The 16,991-nt window shown below is 68.7% G+C and carries 18 protein-coding genes; 10 read left to right on the top strand and 8 right to left on the bottom strand.

The features are described from left to right. Window positions 1-218 precede the first annotated feature (218 nt). Window positions 219-701 (bottom strand): winged helix-turn-helix transcriptional regulator, encoded by a 483-nt coding sequence (locus tag ABFO07_RS11025; protein ID WP_059886059.1) that lies wholly within the window; start codon window positions 699-701, stop codon window positions 219-221. 168 nt (window positions 702-869) lie between these two features. On the opposite strand from ABFO07_RS11025, the gene ABFO07_RS11020 reads away from it, so the two are divergent. Beyond that, the gene (locus tag ABFO07_RS11020; RefSeq protein ID WP_059560450.1) at window positions 870-1,307 is read left to right on the top strand and encodes a PaaI family thioesterase; all 438 of its coding nucleotides are present in this window, start codon (window positions 870-872) and stop codon (window positions 1,305-1,307) included. Window positions 1,308-1,420: 113 nt separating this feature from the next. After that, the gene (locus ABFO07_RS11015; RefSeq protein WP_347467191.1) at window positions 1,421-2,473 is read left to right on the top strand and encodes an NADP(H)-dependent aldo-keto reductase; all 1,053 of its coding nucleotides are present in this window, start codon (window positions 1,421-1,423) and stop codon (window positions 2,471-2,473) included. A gap of 42 nt (window positions 2,474-2,515) precedes the next feature. Here ABFO07_RS11015 and ABFO07_RS11010 read toward each other — a convergent pair whose 3' ends face one another. Next, entirely contained in the window at window positions 2,516-3,802 is a 1,287-nt protein-coding gene (locus ABFO07_RS11010) for an MFS transporter (protein ID WP_347467189.1), read from the bottom strand. Window positions 3,803-3,867: 65 nt separating this feature from the next. Further along, the gene (locus tag ABFO07_RS11005; RefSeq protein WP_124489932.1) at window positions 3,868-5,289 is read right to left on the bottom strand and encodes a M20 family metallopeptidase; all 1,422 of its coding nucleotides are present in this window, start codon (window positions 5,287-5,289) and stop codon (window positions 3,868-3,870) included. A 176-nt stretch (window positions 5,290-5,465) separates the two neighbouring features. Here ABFO07_RS11005 and ABFO07_RS11000 point away from each other — a divergent pair, with 176 nt between their 5' ends. The 4 genes from ABFO07_RS11000 (at window position 5,466) to ABFO07_RS10985 (ending at window position 9,213) form a co-directional block, all read left to right on the top strand. Continuing rightward, window positions 5,466-6,419, top strand: a complete 954-nt coding sequence (locus ABFO07_RS11000) for a LysR family transcriptional regulator (RefSeq protein ID WP_059560461.1) — start codon at window positions 5,466-5,468, stop codon at window positions 6,417-6,419. A 64-nt stretch (window positions 6,420-6,483) separates the two neighbouring features. Then, window positions 6,484-7,596, top strand: coding sequence for a tRNA 2-selenouridine(34) synthase MnmH (gene mnmH, locus ABFO07_RS10995; protein WP_059806980.1), 1,113 nt, complete (start codon window positions 6,484-6,486; stop codon window positions 7,594-7,596). After that, window positions 7,593-8,651, top strand: a complete 1,059-nt coding sequence (locus tag ABFO07_RS10990) for a permease (protein ID WP_060272551.1) — start codon at window positions 7,593-7,595, stop codon at window positions 8,649-8,651. Before mnmH ends, ABFO07_RS10990 begins: the two co-directional genes overlap by 4 nt. Window positions 8,652-8,790: 139 nt before the next feature. After that, window positions 8,791-9,213 carry a hypothetical protein gene (locus ABFO07_RS10985; RefSeq protein WP_059560470.1) on the top strand — a complete coding sequence of 141 codons (423 nt, stop codon included), beginning with the start codon at window positions 8,791-8,793 and terminating at the stop codon, window positions 9,211-9,213. Window positions 9,214-9,306: 93 nt separating this feature from the next. Here ABFO07_RS10985 and ABFO07_RS10980 read toward each other — a convergent pair whose 3' ends face one another. After that, window positions 9,307-10,140: an ABC transporter permease gene (locus ABFO07_RS10980; RefSeq protein WP_059560473.1), complete on the bottom strand. Its 834-nt coding sequence runs from the start codon at window positions 10,138-10,140 to the stop codon at window positions 9,307-9,309. 6 nt (window positions 10,141-10,146) lie between these two features. Then, window positions 10,147-11,061 (bottom strand): nodulation factor ABC transporter ATP-binding protein NodI, encoded by a 915-nt coding sequence (gene nodI / locus ABFO07_RS10975; protein WP_059560476.1) that lies wholly within the window; start codon window positions 11,059-11,061, stop codon window positions 10,147-10,149. 362 nt (window positions 11,062-11,423) lie between these two features. On the opposite strand from nodI, the gene ABFO07_RS10970 reads away from it, so the two are divergent. Then, complete coding sequence (locus ABFO07_RS10970) at window positions 11,424-11,915, top strand: universal stress protein (RefSeq protein WP_059560479.1); 492 nt, start codon at window positions 11,424-11,426, stop codon at window positions 11,913-11,915. Window positions 11,916-12,009: 94 nt separating this feature from the next. Here the strand turns inward: ABFO07_RS10970 and ABFO07_RS10965 are convergent, their stop codons facing one another. From ABFO07_RS10965 to lexA, 3 genes are read right to left on the bottom strand one after another with little or no spacing between them, the layout of a single operon-like run. Beyond that, window positions 12,010-12,672, bottom strand: coding sequence for a DUF2939 domain-containing protein (locus ABFO07_RS10965; protein WP_230975116.1), 663 nt, complete (start codon window positions 12,670-12,672; stop codon window positions 12,010-12,012). Window positions 12,673-12,701: 29 nt separating this feature from the next. Then, a complete protein-coding gene (locus ABFO07_RS10960; protein WP_060017235.1) occupies window positions 12,702-13,037 on the bottom strand; it encodes a hypothetical protein in 336 nt (111 codons plus the stop codon). Between the two features lie 26 nt (window positions 13,038-13,063). Further along, a complete protein-coding gene (lexA, locus tag ABFO07_RS10955) occupies window positions 13,064-13,711 on the bottom strand; it encodes a transcriptional repressor LexA (RefSeq protein WP_026044732.1) in 648 nt (215 codons plus the stop codon). A gap of 277 nt (window positions 13,712-13,988) precedes the next feature. On the opposite strand from lexA, the gene ABFO07_RS10945 reads away from it, so the two are divergent. From ABFO07_RS10945 to cysW, 3 genes are all read left to right on the top strand, one after another. After that, window positions 13,989-15,026, top strand: coding sequence for a sulfate ABC transporter substrate-binding protein (locus ABFO07_RS10945; protein WP_059807249.1), 1,038 nt, complete (start codon window positions 13,989-13,991; stop codon window positions 15,024-15,026). Window positions 15,027-15,144: 118 nt separating this feature from the next. Then, complete coding sequence (gene cysT, locus ABFO07_RS10940; protein ID WP_059560488.1) at window positions 15,145-16,038, top strand: sulfate ABC transporter permease subunit CysT; 894 nt, start codon at window positions 15,145-15,147, stop codon at window positions 16,036-16,038. Continuing rightward, window positions 16,035-16,991, top strand: a complete 957-nt coding sequence (cysW, locus tag ABFO07_RS10935; protein ID WP_060017238.1) for a sulfate ABC transporter permease subunit CysW — start codon at window positions 16,035-16,037, stop codon at window positions 16,989-16,991. The genes cysT and cysW overlap by 4 nt, the downstream gene beginning before the upstream one ends.

Raw genomic sequence — 16,991 nt, 5'->3', positions numbered from 1 at the left:
ATTTCGAGACAACGGGCCGTGAGTGTAACGCAGACGCGCCGATGCGGTCACGTCTGTATCGGCTCGGATGGCATGAGCGATGCCGCACGTGCGGCGCTTGCATCGTCGCGCCGCATTTCATTATTGCGATAACAAGGCGCGGTTTTTCCAGGCGTTGCCGAAGTCGAAACGCGCCGTTCGCGGCGCACTTGGCATTGCCGCTGTCGCCGCGCGGCACCTCATTCGTCCGCCGCCTCCGTCGCGGGCGGCGCAACCCATCCCGGCCCGGCCTCGGGCTGCACGTCGCGCGGGTCGAGCGGCTCGCCGCACGCGGAGCACACCGCGACCGCATGCATCAGGTGGCCGCAGTTACGGTGGCGCAACTGCAGCGGCGGCCCGCTGCCGTCGTCCTTCCAGCGGTCGCCCCAGGCCATCAGCGCGAGCAGCGTGGGATAGAGGTCGCGGCCTTTCTCGGTCAGCAGGTATTCGAAGCGCGGCGGACGTTCCTGGTACGCGCGCTTGACGAACACGCCGTCGTCGACGAGGCGCGCGAGACGCTCGGCCAGCACGTGGCGGGTCAGCCCGAGCTGCGCCTGGAACGCGTCGAAGCGGCGGCAGCCGACAAAGGCGTTGCGGAGGATCAGCATGGTCCAGCGATCGCCGAGCACGGCGAGCGTGCGCGCGACCGAACAGTTCAGCGAGCCGATGTCATCCCATTTCATGGTCGAGTCCCGTGGGCGGTTCAGCGAAATAGCGGGTTCGATTATAGAACCGACCCTCGGTCGGGTTGGGCGGTCGCGGCGTTGACAGCCGGTTTGCCGATGTGAATAATCGGTTCCAATTTGGAACTTACCAGCGCGGCGACGCGCGATCAATCAGGAGACAACCCGATGAATCCGCTCTCGATGTCCGGTCTCGAACTGTTGCGTGCCGCCGCGGCGGGCGACGCGCCGCTCGCGTCGATTTCCGAGACCATGCCGATGCGGCCGCTCGACGTCGAGCTCGGCTACGTGAAGTTCTCGGCGCGCGCGGACGGCCGGCACCTGAATCCGCTCGGCGGCGTGCACGGCGGGTTCGCGGCGACGGTGCTCGATTCGGTGACCGGCTGCGCGGTGCATTCGATGCTCGACGCGGGCGTCGGCTACGGGACGGTCGACCTGCACGTGAAGATGCTGCGGCCGGTGCCGCGCGACGTCGAGCTGATCGCGGAAGGCCGCGTGATCCATCTGTCGCGCTCGCTCGGCGTCGCCGAAGGCACGCTGAAGACGCCGGACGACAAGATCGTCGCGCACGCGTCGGCGACCTGTTTCATCCAGCGGCCGCAGTAACGCTCGCGAGCCTGGATCGAAGGCCGCTTGTAAGCTCGGGCGGCACCTGTCTGAAGTGAACGTTTCATTGTGATAGCTTTCCTGCTTTCCTCCACCGACGCGACAGGGACAGCATGGAATACCGCACACTTGGCGATTCAGGCATCGAAGTCAGCCTGATCGGTCTTGGCACGATGACTTGGGGCGAGCAGAACTCGGAGCGCGACGCGCACGAGCAGCTCGACTACGCGATTGCGCAGGGCGTCACGCTGATCGACACCGCGGAGATGTATCCGGTGCCGCCGAAGCCCGAGACGCAGGGGCGCACCGAGCAGTACGTCGGCACCTGGCTCGCGCAGCACCGCGCGCAGCGCGACCGGATCGTGCTCGCGACGAAGATCGCCGGCCCGGCCCGTCAGCCGCACAACCCGCGTCACATTCGCGGCGAGGGCAACCAGTTCGACCGCAAGAACCTGACCGAGGCGCTCGACGGCAGCCTGAAGCGCCTGCGGACGGATTACGTCGACCTCTACCAGCTCCACTGGCCGGACCGCAGCACGACGACGTTCGGGCGCCCCGCGTACCCGTGGATCGACGATGCATACACGGTGCCGATCGAGGAAACGCTCGCGGTGCTCGCGGAGTTCGTGAAGGCCGGCAAGGTGCGCGCGATCGGCGTGTCGAACGAGACGCCGTGGGGCGTCGCGCAGTTTCTGCGCGCGGCCGAGCGGCTCGGCCTGCTGCGCATCGCCAGCATCCAGAACCCGTACAGCCTGCTGAACCGGACCTTCGAGAACGGCCTGTCGGAGTTCACGCACCGCGACGGCATCGGCCTGCTCGCGTATTCGCCGCTCGCGTTCGGCTGGCTGTCCGGCAAGTACGAGCACGGCGCGCGTCCGGCCGGCGCGCGCATCACGCTGTTCGAACGCTTCCAGCGCTACAGCAAGCCGCAGGCGCTCGAGGCGACGTCGTGCTACGTCGCGCTCGCGAAACGGCACGGGCTGTCGCCCGCGCAACTCGCGCTCGCCTTCGTCAACAGCCGGCCGTTCGTGACCAGCAACCTCATCGGCGCGACGTCGCTCGAGCAGTTGAAGGAAAACATCGGCAGCGTCGACGTGACGCTGTCCGACGAGATCCTCGCCGAGATCGACGCGCTGCACGAGCGCCAGCCGAACCCCGCGCCGTAAGTGCACCGCACGGCCCGCGCGGCGGGCCGTGCGGGCGCAGCGTCATCGCATGCGCAGCCGCGTGCGCGCGACGAACAGCGCCGCGAGGCTCAGCAATGCGCACCCCATCAGGTAGAGCGCCGGCGACAGCCGGTTGCCGGTCGCGCTGATCAGCCAGGTGATGACGAACGGCGCGAAGCCGCCGAACAGCGTGACGCCCGTGTTGTAGCTCACCGCGAGGCCGGTTGCGCGCGTTTGCGACGGGAACAGCTCCGACATCAGCGCCGGCAGCGCGCCGCAGTACAGCGCCTTCAGCATGCCGATCCAGACCAGCGCGGCGAGCATCGCCGCGAACGACGCGTGACGCGTGAGCCCCGCGAAGGTCGGCCAGACCGACACGAGCATCAGCAGCGCCGCCGCCGTCATCACGCGGATCCGCCCGACGCGATCGGACCAGTGGCCGACGAGCGGCGTGACGAGCGTCAGCACGAAGCCGGTGGCCAGCGTCGCCGCGAAGCCGGTCGACGCGGGCAGGCCGAGCTGCTTGATCGCATAGGTCGGCATGTACAGCACCATGTAGTTCACCGCGGTCGAGATCACGAGCACGCCGATAGACAGCAGCAGGCGCGTTTTCTGGCCGGCGAACAGCTCGCGCACCGGCGCGTCCGAGCGCGCCTGCGCGTGGAATTCGACGCCTTCGTCGACGTAGCGGCGGATGTACAGCCCGACCGGCCCGATCGCGAGCCCGAACAGGAACGGCACGCGCCAGCCCCAGCTTTCGAGCTGCGCGGGCGTCAGCGTGCTCGTCAGCAGCGCGCCGAAACCCGACGCGAGCAGCGTCGCGAGGCCCTGGCTCGCAAACTGCCAGCTCGACATGAAGCCGCGGCGGTTCGGCGCATGTTCGACGAGGAACGCGGTCGAGCTCGCGAATTCACCGCCCGCGGAGAAGCCCTGCATCAGCCGCGACAGCATGATCCCGAGCGGCGCGAGGATGCCGATCGACGCGTAGGTCGGCATCGCCGCGATCAACAGCGTGCCGCCCATCATCATCGCGATCGACAGCAGCAGCGACGCCTTGCGGCCCGCGCGGTCCGCGTACGCGCCGAGCACGAAGCCGCCGATCGGCCGGATCAGGTACGACAGCCCGAACGTGCCGAGCGTGAGCAGCAGCGACGTCGCCTCGCTCGTCGCGGGAAAGAACAGCTTCGCGATCGTCACCGCGAAGAAGCCGTAGACGATCAGGTCGAACCATTCGAGCGCGTTGCCGATCGACGCGGCAAGGATGATGCGGCGCATCTTCGCGGCGCTGGGGTGGGCGGCTTCGTGCGTGGTCAGCGTGGTGGTGTTCATGGTGCGAGCGTGTCCCGTGGTGGGTTGGACGACTGGCGATGCGTGACGATTCGACGGGGGCCGCGTCAGCCCTGCGCGCCGGCCGTGTCGAGCGCGCGGCGGCGAACGGGCGGCGCGGCCTCGCCGAGATCCCAGAAGAGGCCGGCCATCATCTGGAGGCCTTCGCGCACGACGCCGGCAAGCAGGTGTTCGTCGGGCGCGTGCTGCGCACAGGCCGGATACGAATGCGGCACCCACAGCGTCGGCAGCCCGAGCGTGTCGGAGAACACTTCGTTCGGCAGCGTGCCGCCGAGGTTCGGCAGGATCGCGGGCTGCTTGCCGGTCGTGCGCGCGAGCGACGCGACCGCCCAGCGCACCCATGGATCGTCGGGCGGCAGGCGCGTGGCCGGCGCGCCGCGCTCGACGTCGATCTCGACGTCCGCAAAGCCGTGCGCATCGAGATGCGCGCGCAGGTGCGCATGCAGCGCCTGCCAGTCGGTGCCGACGACGAAACGCAGCTGGCAGTGCGCAAACGCGACGGGCGGAATCGCATTGACCGGATGCTCGGGGTTGCCGGCCTTGAGCGTGAGGACTTCGAGCGTGTTCCAGCCGAACACGCGCTCGGCGGCGCTGAGGCCGGGCTCGCCCCAGCCCGCGTCGAGCGCCGGGTCGCCGGGGTTGCCGCCGACCACGAGATCGGCGAGCGCGTCGCGCACGGCGGCCGGAATCGCCGGCGGGCGCAGGCCCGCGACGCGAATCGCGCCGCGTGCGTCGACGAGACTGGCGAGCGCATGCGCGAGCACGATCGCCGGGTTGCGCAGCAGTCCGCCCCAGTTGCCCGAATGGTGCGCGCCGTCGCGTGCGCGCAGGCTCAGCCGGAAATTGACCGCGCCGCGCGAGCCGAGGAACACGGTCGGCCGCTCGGCGGCGATGCGCGGCCCGTCGGACGCGATCAGCACGTCGGCCGCGAGCGCATCGCGTTCGCGGCGGCACAGCGCGTCGAGGCCCGGCGAGCCGGTTTCCTCGCCCATCTCGATCAGCAGCTTCGCGTTGAAGCCGAGCCGGCCGCCGCGCGCCGCGAGCACGCTCGCCAGCGCGGCGAGATTGATCGAATGCTGGCCCTTGTTGTCGGCGCTGCCGCGGCCGTACCAGCGCTCGCCGTCGGCGGTCAGCGTCCACGGCGACAGCGGCGCACGCCATTGCGCGTCGTAGCCGCGCACGACGTCGCCATGGCCGTAGATCAGCACGGTCGGCAGCGCGTCGTCCTCGTGCCGCGACGCGAGCAGGAACGGCGCGCCGCCGTCGGCCGGGTTGTCGGCGATGCGGGTGGCGAAGCCGAGGCGGGCGGCCTCGGGCGCGATCTCGTCGGTCAGGTACGCGCGCAGCGCGGCGGCGCTGCCGCTTTCCTGGCTCTCGGTGCGCAGCGCGACGCGGCGGCTCAGGGTCGCGAAGAATGCGCCGGATTCGAACTGGTTCAGCGCGTGCTGGATGGCGGCGGTGCGGCTCAAGACGTGTCTCCTCTGGTCCCAGGCAAGGTGGTGTGGCGGCGGGCCCGCGCGCAGGCAGCCCGAAGTGCGATCGATTCTAGGAAGCCGTTTTTTTTGTCACAATGATCGAATTTCGAATCTTTCCTTGCCGAAAAGGCAAAGCAGAGCGGCCGGCGGCGGCCTTGGGGGACTGAACGATGGCGGCTTTCCTGCATGGCCTCGCGCTGCGGTATTTCGTCGAAGTGGCGCGCACCGGCTCGCTCAGCGATGCGTCCGCGCGGCTGCACGTCGCCGTGTCCGCGGTCAGCCGCCAGATCGCGAAGCTCGAGAGCGAGCTCGGCGCGCCGCTGTTCGAGCGGCGCCCGCGCGGGATGGCGCTGTCCGAGGCCGGCGAGCGGCTGCTGAGCTTCGCGCAGCGCAGCCTGCTCGAGGCGGAGCACGTGATGAAAGAGATCGGCGGCCTCGACGCGCTGCACGGCAGCCTGCTGAAGATCGCGTGCGCCGAAGGCTTCGCGCGCGATTTCCTGCCGGGCGCGCTCGCGAGCTTCAAGGCGCGGCACCCGGGCGTCGACTTCTCGGTATGGGTCGTGTCGCCGGCCGACGCGACACGGCGCGTGCGCGACGGCGACGCGGACCTCGCGCTGACCTTCAGCCTCGCGCCGGAGAAGGGCGTGCGGGTCGAGCACACGGAGCGGGCGCCGATCTACGCGTTGGTGCGGCGCGATCACCCGCTGGCGGCGCACGACGCGGTGTCGCTCGCCGATGTCGCGCGCTATCCGCACGTGCTGCCCGAGCCGGGCACCACCGTGCGCCAGCTGATCGACATTGCGTGCGCGCTCGACGGGCTGCTGCTCGAGCCCGAGCTGACGAGCAACAACACGGCGGTGATGTACCGCTACGCGCAGCATACGGGCGCGGTGATGTTCGTGGGCCGGCTATCGGTGCGCGACCGCTGCGACGCGGACGGCTTCGTCGTCGTGCGGCTGACGAACCCGCAGCTCGGTGAACGCAGCATCCAGGTGCAGACGATGGCGGGGCGCGACCTGCCGGCGTCGGTGCGCGCGTTCCGCGACCATCTGGTCGATGCGATCAGCGCGCCGTGGGCCGCGCCGCACCCGGCGCAACGCCCGCGCGGCCGCCGCGTGAGATAATCCGCCGATCCACCTGTTTGCGCTCCTGCGGCTCGCCGAGCCGGGTCGCCTCCTTGACGCCAAATTGAAGAACCTGATTGTCACCCTCGATCGCGCCGGCGAGTTCGACGAGATCATCGACGTGCGCACGCCGCTCGAGTTCGCCGAGGATCACATCCCCGGTGCGCTCAACGCGCCCGTGCTCAGCAACGAAGAGCGCGTGCTCGTCGGGACGATGTATCGCCAGGTGTCGCCTTACGAGGCGACGCGCGTCGGCGCGGCGATGGTCGCGCGCAACATCGCGCGCCACCTCGACACGACGTTCGCCGACCGGCCGCGCAACTGGCGCCCGCTGATCTACTGCTGGCGCGGCGGCAAGCGCTCGGGCTCGATGACGACCTGGTTCAACCTGATCGGCTGGCAGGCGCGCCAGCTCGAAGGCGGCTACAAGACGTACCGCCGCTCGGTCTGCGCGACGCTCGACACGCTGCCGACCCGGTTCCGCTACATCGCGCTGGTCGGCCACACCGGTTGCGGCAAGACGCGCCTGCTGCAGGCGCTGCACGGCGCGGGCGCGCAGACGCTCGATCTCGAGGCGCTCGCGTGCCATCGCGGCTCGCTGCTCGGCGCGCTGCCGGGCGTGCCGCAGCCGTCGCAGAAGGCGTTCGACTCGGGGCTCGTCGAGACGCTCATGCGTTTCGATCCGGCCCGGCCGGTGTTCGTCGAATCCGAGAGCCGCAAGATCGGGCTCGTGCAGCTGCCGCTCGCGCTGCTGGAGGCGTTCCACGCGGGGCCGTGGGTGCAGGTCGACGCGGCGCGCGACGAGCGCATCGCGTTCCTGCTCGACGATTACGGCCATCTGTTCGACGCGCCGCTCGCGTTCAAGGCGCAGCTCGAACGGCTGATCGGCCTGCACAGCCGCGACGAAGTCGCCCGCTGGGGCGCGTTGATCGATGCGGGCGCGCGCGCCGAATTGTTTGGCGAACTGATCGACCGGCATTACGATCCCGCGTATGCGCGCACGTTCCGCGCGAATTTCGGCAAACCGGGCCGCGTGCTCACGTTCCATTTCCGGCCGAATGCGGCCGACGCGCGCGAGCAGGCGAGCGCGCTGCTGGCCGAACTCGCGCAGGCCGGCCTGCCGGCCACGGCCGTCGCCGCCATGCAATCTTCATCCAATATTCAGACCAGACAATGACTACCACACGCACTCAACCCAGCCCCGCGCTCGGCTGGATGACCTTCCTGTTGATCGCAGTCGCGGGGCTGTTTTACGTGAAATGGTTTCCGTACTACAACAAGGCGTTCGTCGCCGCCGAGCATCATTCGATCGGCCAGTCGATCCTGATGGGCGCGTCGTCGGCGCCGCCCGAGCCGTCGCTGAAGGCTGCGCTCGACTACGCGTGGGCGTACGGCAAGGCGATCTGGCAGGCGATGGTGCTCGGCCTGCTGCTCGGTTCGGCGGTCCAGGCGCTGCTGCCCGCGCACTGGGTCGCGCGCGTGCTCGGCAAGACGGGTTTCGGCAGCGTCGCCGCGGGCGGCCTGCTGTCGCTGCCGGGGATGATGTGCACCTGCTGCGCGGCGCCCGTCGTCGCCGGCCTGCGCGAGCGGCAGGCCTCGCCGGGCGGCGCGGTGGCGTTCTGGCTCGGCAACACGGTGCTGAATCCGGCCGCGCTGGTGTTCATGGGCTTCGTGCTCGGCTGGCACTGGAGCGCGCTGCGGCTCGTGCTCGGCATCGCGATGGTGTTCGGGATCGGCTACCTGCTGAACCGCCTCGCGCGCCCCGGCGAGGGCGGCGTCGACGACGCCCGGCTGGCGGCGCTGGCCGCCGAGCAGGCGGCGGCCGGCAACGCGTTCGTGCGCTGGATGAAGATCCTCGCGCGGATGACCGTGCGGCTCGTGCCCGAATACCTCGTGCTCGTGCTGCTGCTCGGCGCCGCGCGCGCATGGCTGTTTCCCCACATCGGCCCGGACATCGGCAACCATCTCGGCTGGATCGTCGCGTTCGCGATCGCCGGCACGCTGTTCGTGATTCCGACGGCGGGCGAGGTGCCGATCATCCAGGCGATGCTGTCGCTCGGCATGGGCGTTGGCCCGGCCGCCGCGCTGCTGATGACGCTGCCGCCGATCAGCGTGCCGTCGCTCGCGATGCTCGCGCGCTCGTTCCGGCCGCACATGCTGGCGCTGGTCTCGGTGCTCGTCGTCGCGTTCGGCATCGTCAGCGGGCTGCTGGCGATCGCGCTGGGGTTCTAGCGGACGGCGGGCCGGCCGGCGCGACGGGGCCGGTGCGCGACCGGCGCTCGGGCGAGCCGGCGCGGGCAATCTTCATATTCATCCGGCGCCGCCGCTTCGTGCGGGCGGCGCCATCTACAAGAAGCAATCAGGAAATCGCATGACCCAACCCAAGATCCATCCTCGACTCGAAAAGGCGCTGACGCGCGGCGATCTTGCGATTCGCCAGGCCAATTCGGCGCGCGCGACCGCGGTGCTGTCCGCGCTCGGCATGATGATCATCGAGGCATCCGCAACGATCGGCGTCGACGCCACCATCGACATCCCGCAGGGCGATCGCATCTACGACCCGGTCAACGGCCTGTGGCCGCAGAAGATGCTCGTGTCGTTCGACGGCCCGATCGACGAGGCGGATCCGGAGGAACTGCGCTCGGTATACCTGGTGGCCGACGATCCGGGTACCCAGTTCCGGGTCGAATGGCATCGCGCGGACGGCAAGCTCGGCCGTCACGAGGGCGGCCCGCTCGCGACGGTCGCGTTCCTGACCGACGTCGAGATTCCGTGGAGCGACGAGGACGAGTAACGGCCGGCCTGCGCGGAGCCGTGCGAGCGGCTTCGTGCACGCCGCCGGCCGGCGAGGCGCGCACGCAGCGGGCGTGCGCCCCGCGCACCGGCTTCAGCGCATCATGCGCCGCCGGAACAGCCAGGCGGACAGCAGGAAGCTGCCGACTGCATAGGCCGCCAGCACCGCGACGTGCATGCCGACGTGCGACGCCGGCCGGCCCAGCATCGCGGGCCGGATCAGTTCGACCGCGTGCGCGAGCGGCAACGCATGCGCGGCGTGCTGCGCGATCTCCGGCAGCTGCGTGAGCGGAAAGAACACGCCGGACAGCAGCAGCATCGGCGTCAGCACGAGCGTCTGATAAAACATGAAGAAATCGTAGGACGGCGCGAGCGCGGTGACGACCATCGCGGCGCTCGCGAACGCGAGGCCCGCCAGCGCGATCACCGGCAGCGCGGCGAGCATCGACGGGAAGTGCGCATAGCCGAGCAGGCCCGCGACGATCATGATCGCGGCGCCCGACAGCATCGCCTTGCTGGCCGCCCATACGATCTCGCCGAGCACGATGTCGCCGAGCGCGAGCGGCGTGTGCATGATCGCTTCCCAGGTGCGCTGCACGTGCATGCGCGAGAAGCCCGAATACATCGATTCGAAGCTCGCCGACATCATCACGCTCGACCCGACCGTGCCGGCCGCGAGGAACGCGATGTACGACACGCCGTCGACGTGGCCGAGCATCAGGCCCAGGCCGAAGCCGAGCCCGAACAGGTAGATCATCGGATCGGCAAGATTGCCGAACATCGACGCGGCCGCGAGCTTGCGCCACACCAGATAGTTGCGCCGCCACACGGCGATCCAGTTGGTCGCATTCGACGGCATCGCGATCGCGAAGCGCGATGCGCGCGGCGGCGCGGGCGTGGCGGAAGCGGAGTAGTTGCGTACGTCCATGGGCGGTCAGTCCTGCATGTCGCGGCCGGTCAGCCGCAGGAACACATCCTCCAGATTGGCGGGGCGATGCAGATACCGCAATCCGGCGCGGCCCTTGAGCCGCGCATTGAGCGGGTCGGGATCGCTCACGTAGCAGAACAGCGTTTCGCCGCTGATCTCGGTGCGTTGCGCGAACGCGGCAAGCTCGTCGCGCAGCGCGGCCGGGTCGGGGCCGTAGATCTCGATCACGTCGCAACCGATTTCCGACGCGATCAGCGCGTGCGGCGCGCCTTCGGCGATCTTGCGGCCTTCCTCGATCACGCACAGGCGGTCGCACAGGCGCTCGGCTTCCTCCATGAAGTGCGTGGTGATCAGGATCGTCTTGCCGCGTGCGAGCAGCGAGCGCAGCCGCTCCCACATCAGGTGCCGCGCCTGCGGGTCGAGGCCGGTGGTCGGTTCGTCGAGCACCAGCACGTCGGGATCGTTGACGAGCGCGCGTGCGAGCGTCAGCCGCCGCTTCATGCCGCCCGACAGCTCGCTGACCTTCGCGTCCGCCTTGTTCTCGAGCTTCGCGAACGCGAGCAGCGACGGCACGAGCGCGCGTGCGTCGTGCGCCGACACGCCGAAATAGCGGCTGAACACCAGCAAATTCTCGCGAACCGTGAAATCCGGATCGAGATTGTCGAATTGCGGCACGACGCCGACCCGCTGGCGCGCATGACGCGCGCGCGACGGAACCGGTTCGCCGCATAGCGAGATCGCGCCGGCGTCGGGGTAGGCGATGCCGAGCAGCATCTTCAGCGTCGTGGTCTTGCCCGCGCCGTTCGGCCCGAGCAGGCCGTAGCATTCGCCGGCGTGGACGCGGAACGACAGGCCGTTGACGACGAGCTTGTCGCCATAGCGCTTTTCGACGTTCTGAAAATCGATCGGTGCGACGGACATGGGCGAGTTGTCGTTGGAAGTCGGCGCACGGCATGCGCGCGGCATGACCGTGCGCGCGGTATCCGGTGCGCGAACGGATGCGCCGGACGGATGTCACACGGGCATGCGTCGAGCGTACGATATCGGCGCACCGCCTGCACGTGACGTCACGCATGCGGGTGACACGAACGGGCCATTCTAGTGCATTGCCGGCGCAGCTTCAGCGCATGCATGCGTGATGCGGTGCATGCGTGCGCTGATCATGCACCGCATCATCGCGTATGGCCCCTACAGGGCGAATCAGCGTTTTCCATCCCTTGCGTCCTGGATTGCGGCGCACCATGATGATTGCGTAGGGTTCGTTGTCGCGAATGGGAGGTTTCATGGCTAGCTACAACAAGATTCTGCTGTGTTACGACGGCTCGCTCGAGGGACGCAAGGCATTGCGTTGCGGCGCCAATCTCGCGCTGGACCTGAAGGCCGAGACGCACCTGCTGTCCGTCGTCGACATGCGTTCCAGCATTGCACAAAGCGCGGGATTGCTGACCGACGTCGCGTGCGGCCGCTTCGAGGAAACCGCGCGCGAGATCCTGCAGGAGGGCGTGGACTGGCTGCGCGAACGCGGCCTGCAGGCGGAGGGCCATTTCGCGTTCGGCTACCCGATCGACGAAATCGCGAATCTTGCGGCGCAGCTGAAGGTCGACCTGATCGTGGTCGGGCATCGGTGCCGCAGCGGGCTGTCCAGATGGTGGATGGGGTCAGGCAACACGCAGCTGCTCGACCGCGTGACCTGCAGCATCCTCGTGGCGTGCTCGTCGGCCGAGGAGCAGAAGGCCGAAATCGCCCGCGAACGCGAAGCGGCAGCGGCGAAGTAGCTGTAAAACGGATCGAAAGCGCGTCGGACGGGCGCCGGCTCAGGCCGTGCGCCGGCCGTGCGCGGCGCCGGTGCAATGCCGGCGCGATGGCGATTCAGCCGTTCAGATCGATCGCGGACAACTTCCAGGCAAACAACCCGACGCGACGCAGAATCGCGGCGTAGCGCGTGCCATCGGCGCCGCGCTGGTAGGTCACGACGAACTCGTCGATGTTGCGATATCCGGCGCTGGTTTGCCGCTGGCCGGGCGTGCCGGCTTGAGCGGTGGCGGATGGCAAGGCGGGCGGTGGGCTGCCGCCAGCGACGGCGCTTGCTGGATTCACCGGCGCATTGCCGGGCGTGTTGCCTGACGGTTGCGCCGGCCACTCGGGCGGCCGCTCGCCCGGATTGCCGCGCGGCGGCAAGCCGCTCATCACGGCCGCGACGCCTTCCGGGGTTGCATAGGCATCGACCAGCGGCCCAATCAATGCAGAACCGATCAATGCGCCGATCGCCGCGAACGGATTGTCCTGCCGCCTGGCGTCGATCCGGCGCATCAGCTCGCCGGTGAGCTGTTGCTTCAGGCTGATGCGCAGCGCCGGGAAATCGACGTACGCGCTGATCGCCTGCGCATCGCGCGCATCGATCGCCGATTTCAGGCGGCCGAGTGCGACATAGGGCGATGCGTACGCGTAGCCGACCGTCGCAACGACGGCAACCGCCAGCGCGGCGATCAACATCGGCTTGAGCCGCCTGGTGCGGCCCGGCGCGTGGTTCACGGTGTCTCCGGTGCGGGAAGGGTCCGCAATCAGAGACTGCCTTGCGCGGCCGAATGTTCCTCGGCGATGCAGCGATCGATCATCCGGCACACCGCGTCGATCGTCCCGACCATGATCAGGCGCGAGCGGCCGTGATAGACCCGCACCGGCGCGCGGCGCGCGGGCTCCGCATGATTCAGGCCGGCGTTCAGCGACACCCGCGCGAATGCGGGCAGCGCCGACGGCAGCAGCGACGCCTGCCGTTCGACTGCTTCTTCTTGGCCGGTGGGCGCCGCGGTGGTCAGCGGTGCGCAGGGCGTGCGGCCGCGCAGATGACGCAGACGGCCGAATTGACGGAAAGGCAGCAGACGGGCGAGGCGTTCCATGATGTTCTCCTGAGCGAGACGGATTGTCAGAATTCGCCCGAGCGGATCAGCCCGACGGCGATGCCTTCCAGCGCGAATTCCGCGCTGCCGGCCTTGACGAAGATGTTTTCGTAATCCGGGTTCTCCGCGATCAGCTCGAGGCCGCCGGGGCGGCGCTTCAGGCGCTTGACCGTGACGTCGTCGCCGAGACGCGCAACGATGATCTGGCCGTCCTTCGCTTCCGTGCGCTTCTGCACCGCGAGCAGGTCGCCGTCGAGGATGCCGGCATCGCGCATCGACAGGCCGCGGACCTTCAGCAGGTAGTCGGGCTTGCTGGAGAACAGCGCCGGATCGCACGCGAAATGCTGCGAGATGTGCTCCTGCGCAAGGATCGGGCTGCCTGCCGCGACGCGGCCGACGAGCGGCAGCGACAGCTGCATCAGCGCCGCGTGCGGCAGCGTGAACTGGTGCGGGACGTCGTCGACGCCAAGCAGGCGGATGCCGCGCGAGGCGCCGGCCGCCAGCTCGATCACGCCCTTGCGCGCCAGCGCACGCAGGTGCTCCTCGGCCGCATTCGGCGAGCTGAAGCCCAGTTCGGCCGCGATCTCGGCACGGGTGGGCGGGAAGCCGGAGCGCTCGATCGCGCGGCGGATCAAGTCGAATACTTGCTGCTGGCGGGCGGTGAGTTTGGTCATGGCTCAACTGTATGGATAGACAGTGAGCTGTATTTTTATACAGTACTTCGCGAATTTCAAGCGTTACTTGAAGTTCGTCGCGATCGCGCCGGTTCCGTCGCGATCTGGCGACGCCATGGCGCCGGTCCATCCGCTGCAACCGTCTGTTCCGACTGCGTTAGCACTTTTCGATATTAAAAAATAAGGAACGATTATTTTTAATCATGTAACCCGTTCGATAGACTGGCCCGCATATCGAAACACCGACAACATGACCGACAACACGGGAGAAGCACGGATGGTGAAGCGCAATACGGGACTGGCGAGCGGGGCGCGCCGCTTGATCGCAACCTTCGCGCTCGGCGCGGCCGCGGCACTGGGCGTCATCGCGCACGCACACGCGGATACGACCTTCCTGAACGTGTCGTACGACCCGACGCGCGAGCTGTATCAGGACTTCAACCAGGCGTTCGGCAAGGAGTGGAAGGCGAAGACGGGCGAGGCCGTCAACTTCAAGCAGTCGCACGGCGGCTCGGGCGCGCAGGCGCGCTCGGTGCTCGACGGGCTGCAGGCGGACGTCGTGACGCTCGCGCTCGCCTACGACATCGACGCGATCGCGAACAAGGGGCTCGTCAACAAGGATTGGCAGAAGCGCCTGCCGGACAACGCGTCGCCGTACACGTCGACGATCGTGTTCCTGGTGCGCAAGGGCAACCCGAAGGGCATCAAGGACTGGGACGACCTGACCAAGCCGGGCGTGTCGATCGTCACGCCGAACCCGAAGACCTCGGGCGGCGCGCGCTGGAACTACCTCGCCGCATGGGCGTACGCGGTGCACAAGCCGGGCGGCAACGAGCAGAGCGCGAAGGACTTCGTCACGAAGCTCTACAAGAACGCGGGCGTGCTCGATTCCGGCGCGCGAGGCGCGACGACGAGCTTCGTGCAGCGCGGCATCGGCGACGTGCTGATCGCGTGGGAGAACGAGGCGTTCCTGTCGATCAAGGAGTTCGGCACCGACAAGTTCGAGATCGTCGTGCCGTCGGTGAGCATTCTCGCCGAGCCGCCGGTCGCGATCGTCGACAAGGTGGTCGACAAGAAGGGCACGCGCAAGCTGGCCGAGGCGTACCTGAACTACCTGTACAGCCCGCAGGGCCAGGAGATCGCGGCGCGCAACTACTACCGGCCGCGCTCGAAGAGCGTGCCGGCGGAGCTGACGAAGCAGTTCCCGAAGCTGAAGCTGTACACGGTCGACGACACGTTCGGCGGCTGGACAAATGCGCAGAAGACGCATTTCGCCGACGGCGGCGTGTTCGATTCGATCTACAAGCCGCAGTAACGACATAACGACAGCGGCGCGCCACGGCAGGCGCCGCACCCTCGGCGGGCCGCCGGCGCGATGCACCGCGCCGGCGTTCGCGTCGGGCCCATGTGATTCGACCCAGCAAGAGCATCCGATGACGACGTACACCTTTCGCAAGCCGAGCGCGCTGCCCGGTTTCGGCGTGACGCTCGGCATCACGGTGGCCTATTTGAGCCTCGTGGTGCTGATCCCGCTTGCCGCCACGTTCCTGAAGACCGCGACGCTCTCGTGGGACCAGTTCATCGCGGCCGTCGCGTCGCCGCGCGTGCTCGCGTCGTACCGGCTGACGTTCACGGCCGCGCTCGGCGGCGCGCTGATCAACGCCGTGTTCGGCTTCCTCGTCGCGTGGGTGCTCGTGCGCTACACGTTCCCGTTCAAGCGCGTGGTCGACGCGATCGTCGACCTGCCGTTCGCGCTGCCGACGTCGGTCGCCGGCATCTCGCTCGCGGCCGTCTACGCGACCAACGGCTGGATCGGCCAGTACCTCGCGCCGTTCGGCATCAAGATCGCGTTCACGCCGGTCGGCGTGCTGGTCGCGCTGACCTTCATCGGCCTGCCGTTCGTCGTGCGCACCGTGCAGCCCGTGCTCGAGGATTTCGAGCGCGAGCAGGAAGAGGCGGCCGCGTGCCTCGGCGCGTCGCGCTGGCTGACGTTCCGCCGCGTCGTGCTGCCGGCCGTGCTGCCCGCGCTGCTGACGGGCTTTGCGCTCGCGTTCGCGCGCGCGCTCGGCGAATACGGCTCGGTGATCTTCATCGCGGGCAACGTGCCGATGAAGTCCGAGATCACGTCGCTGCTGATCATCACGAAGCTCGAGCAGTACGACTACGCGGGCGCGACCGCGCTCGCGGTCGTGATGCTGGTGGTGTCGTTCGCGATGCTGCTGCTGATCAACACGCTGCAGTGGTATCTGCAGCGCCGCACGAGCAAGGGCGCGAGCGGCCCCGCGCCGGCGGCCGCCGTCACCGCCGCCGCAGGAGGCCAGCAATGAGCCAGGAGGCCAGCGCCGTGCTGAAAACCCCGTCTTCCTCCGACGCGCGTGCGCGCGCCGCGCAGCGGCCCGACCCCGTCAGCGAGCCGCGCGCGGTGCGCTGGCTGCTCACCGGCATCTCGCTCGCGTTCCTCGGCTTCTTCCTCGTCGTGCCGCTCGCCGCGGTGTTCTTCGAGGCGCTGAGAAAGGGCGTCGGTTTCTACGTCGAGTCGCTCGCCGATCCGGACGCGTGGTCGGCGATCAAGCTGACGCTGACCGTCGCGGTGATCGCCGTGCCGCTCAATCTCGTGTTCGGCGTGTGCGCGTCGTGGGCGATCGCGAAGTTCGAGTTTCGCGGCAAGGCGCTGCTGACGACGCTGATCGACCTGCCGTTCTCGGTGTCGCCGGTGATCTCGGGCCTCATCTACGTGCTGCTGTTCGGCGCGCAGGGCTGGTTCGGGCCGTGGCTGCAGGCGCACGACGTGCAGATCATCTTCGCGGTGCCGGGCATCGTGCTCGCGACGATCTTCGTCACGTTCCCGTTCGTCGCGCGCGAGCTGATCCCGCTGATGCAGGCGCAGGGCAGCGACGAGGAGGAGGCCGCGCGCGTGCTCGGCGCATCGGGCTGGCAGATCTTCCGCCGCGTGACGCTGCCGAACGTGAAGTGGGGGCTGCTGTACGGCGTGATCCTGTGCAATGCGCGCGCGATGGGCGAGTTCGGCGCGGTGTCGGTCGTGTCGGGCCACATCCGCGGCGTGACCGACACGATGCCGCTGCACGTCGAGATCCTGTACAACGAGTACAACTTCGCGGCCGCGTTCGCGGTGGCGTCGGTGCTCGCGCTGCTCGCGCTCGTCACGCTCGCGCTGAAACTCCTCGCGGAACGCCATCTCGCCGACGCGCTCGCCGGCAGCGACGCCGCTGCCGTGCCGGCCCACGCGGGCCCCGCCACCGTCAATCCGTCGAATTCGTAA

The sequence above is a fragment of the Burkholderia stagnalis genome, assembly GCF_039848545.1.
GTDB classification, from domain to species: Bacteria; Pseudomonadota; Gammaproteobacteria; order Burkholderiales; family Burkholderiaceae; genus Burkholderia; species Burkholderia stagnalis.
The sequence above is the reverse complement of the archived record's forward strand: the minus strand, read 5'-3'. Positions and strand labels throughout refer to the sequence as shown.

What these genes read in the sequence shown, in the direction of transcription:
- ABFO07_RS11025 (WP_059886059.1), bottom strand. Translation starts at nt 701, where the DNA reads ATGAAATGGGATGACATCGGCTCGCTGAACTGTTCGGTCGCGCGCACG.
- ABFO07_RS11020 (WP_059560450.1), top strand. Translation starts at nt 870, where the DNA reads ATGAATCCGCTCTCGATGTCCGGTCTCGAACTGTTGCGTGCCGCCGCG.
- ABFO07_RS11015 (WP_347467191.1), top strand. Translation starts at nt 1,421, where the DNA reads ATGGAATACCGCACACTTGGCGATTCAGGCATCGAAGTCAGCCTGATC.
- ABFO07_RS11010 (WP_347467189.1), bottom strand. Translation starts at nt 3,802, where the DNA reads ATGAACACCACCACGCTGACCACGCACGAAGCCGCCCACCCCAGCGCC.
- ABFO07_RS11000 (WP_059560461.1), top strand. Translation starts at nt 5,466, where the DNA reads ATGGCGGCTTTCCTGCATGGCCTCGCGCTGCGGTATTTCGTCGAAGTG.
- ABFO07_RS10990 (WP_060272551.1), top strand. Translation starts at nt 7,593, where the DNA reads ATGACTACCACACGCACTCAACCCAGCCCCGCGCTCGGCTGGATGACC.
- ABFO07_RS10985 (WP_059560470.1), top strand. Translation starts at nt 8,791, where the DNA reads ATGACCCAACCCAAGATCCATCCTCGACTCGAAAAGGCGCTGACGCGC.
- ABFO07_RS10980 (WP_059560473.1), bottom strand. Translation starts at nt 10,140, where the DNA reads ATGGACGTACGCAACTACTCCGCTTCCGCCACGCCCGCGCCGCCGCGC.
- nodI (WP_059560476.1), bottom strand. Translation starts at nt 11,061, where the DNA reads ATGTCCGTCGCACCGATCGATTTTCAGAACGTCGAAAAGCGCTATGGC.
- ABFO07_RS10970 (WP_059560479.1), top strand. Translation starts at nt 11,424, where the DNA reads ATGGCTAGCTACAACAAGATTCTGCTGTGTTACGACGGCTCGCTCGAG.
- ABFO07_RS10960 (WP_060017235.1), bottom strand. Translation starts at nt 13,037, where the DNA reads ATGGAACGCCTCGCCCGTCTGCTGCCTTTCCGTCAATTCGGCCGTCTG.
- lexA (WP_026044732.1), bottom strand. Translation starts at nt 13,711, where the DNA reads ATGACCAAACTCACCGCCCGCCAGCAGCAAGTATTCGACTTGATCCGC.
- ABFO07_RS10945 (WP_059807249.1), top strand. Translation starts at nt 13,989, where the DNA reads ATGGTGAAGCGCAATACGGGACTGGCGAGCGGGGCGCGCCGCTTGATC.
- cysT (WP_059560488.1), top strand. Translation starts at nt 15,145, where the DNA reads ATGACGACGTACACCTTTCGCAAGCCGAGCGCGCTGCCCGGTTTCGGC.
- cysW (WP_060017238.1), top strand. Translation starts at nt 16,035, where the DNA reads ATGAGCCAGGAGGCCAGCGCCGTGCTGAAAACCCCGTCTTCCTCCGAC.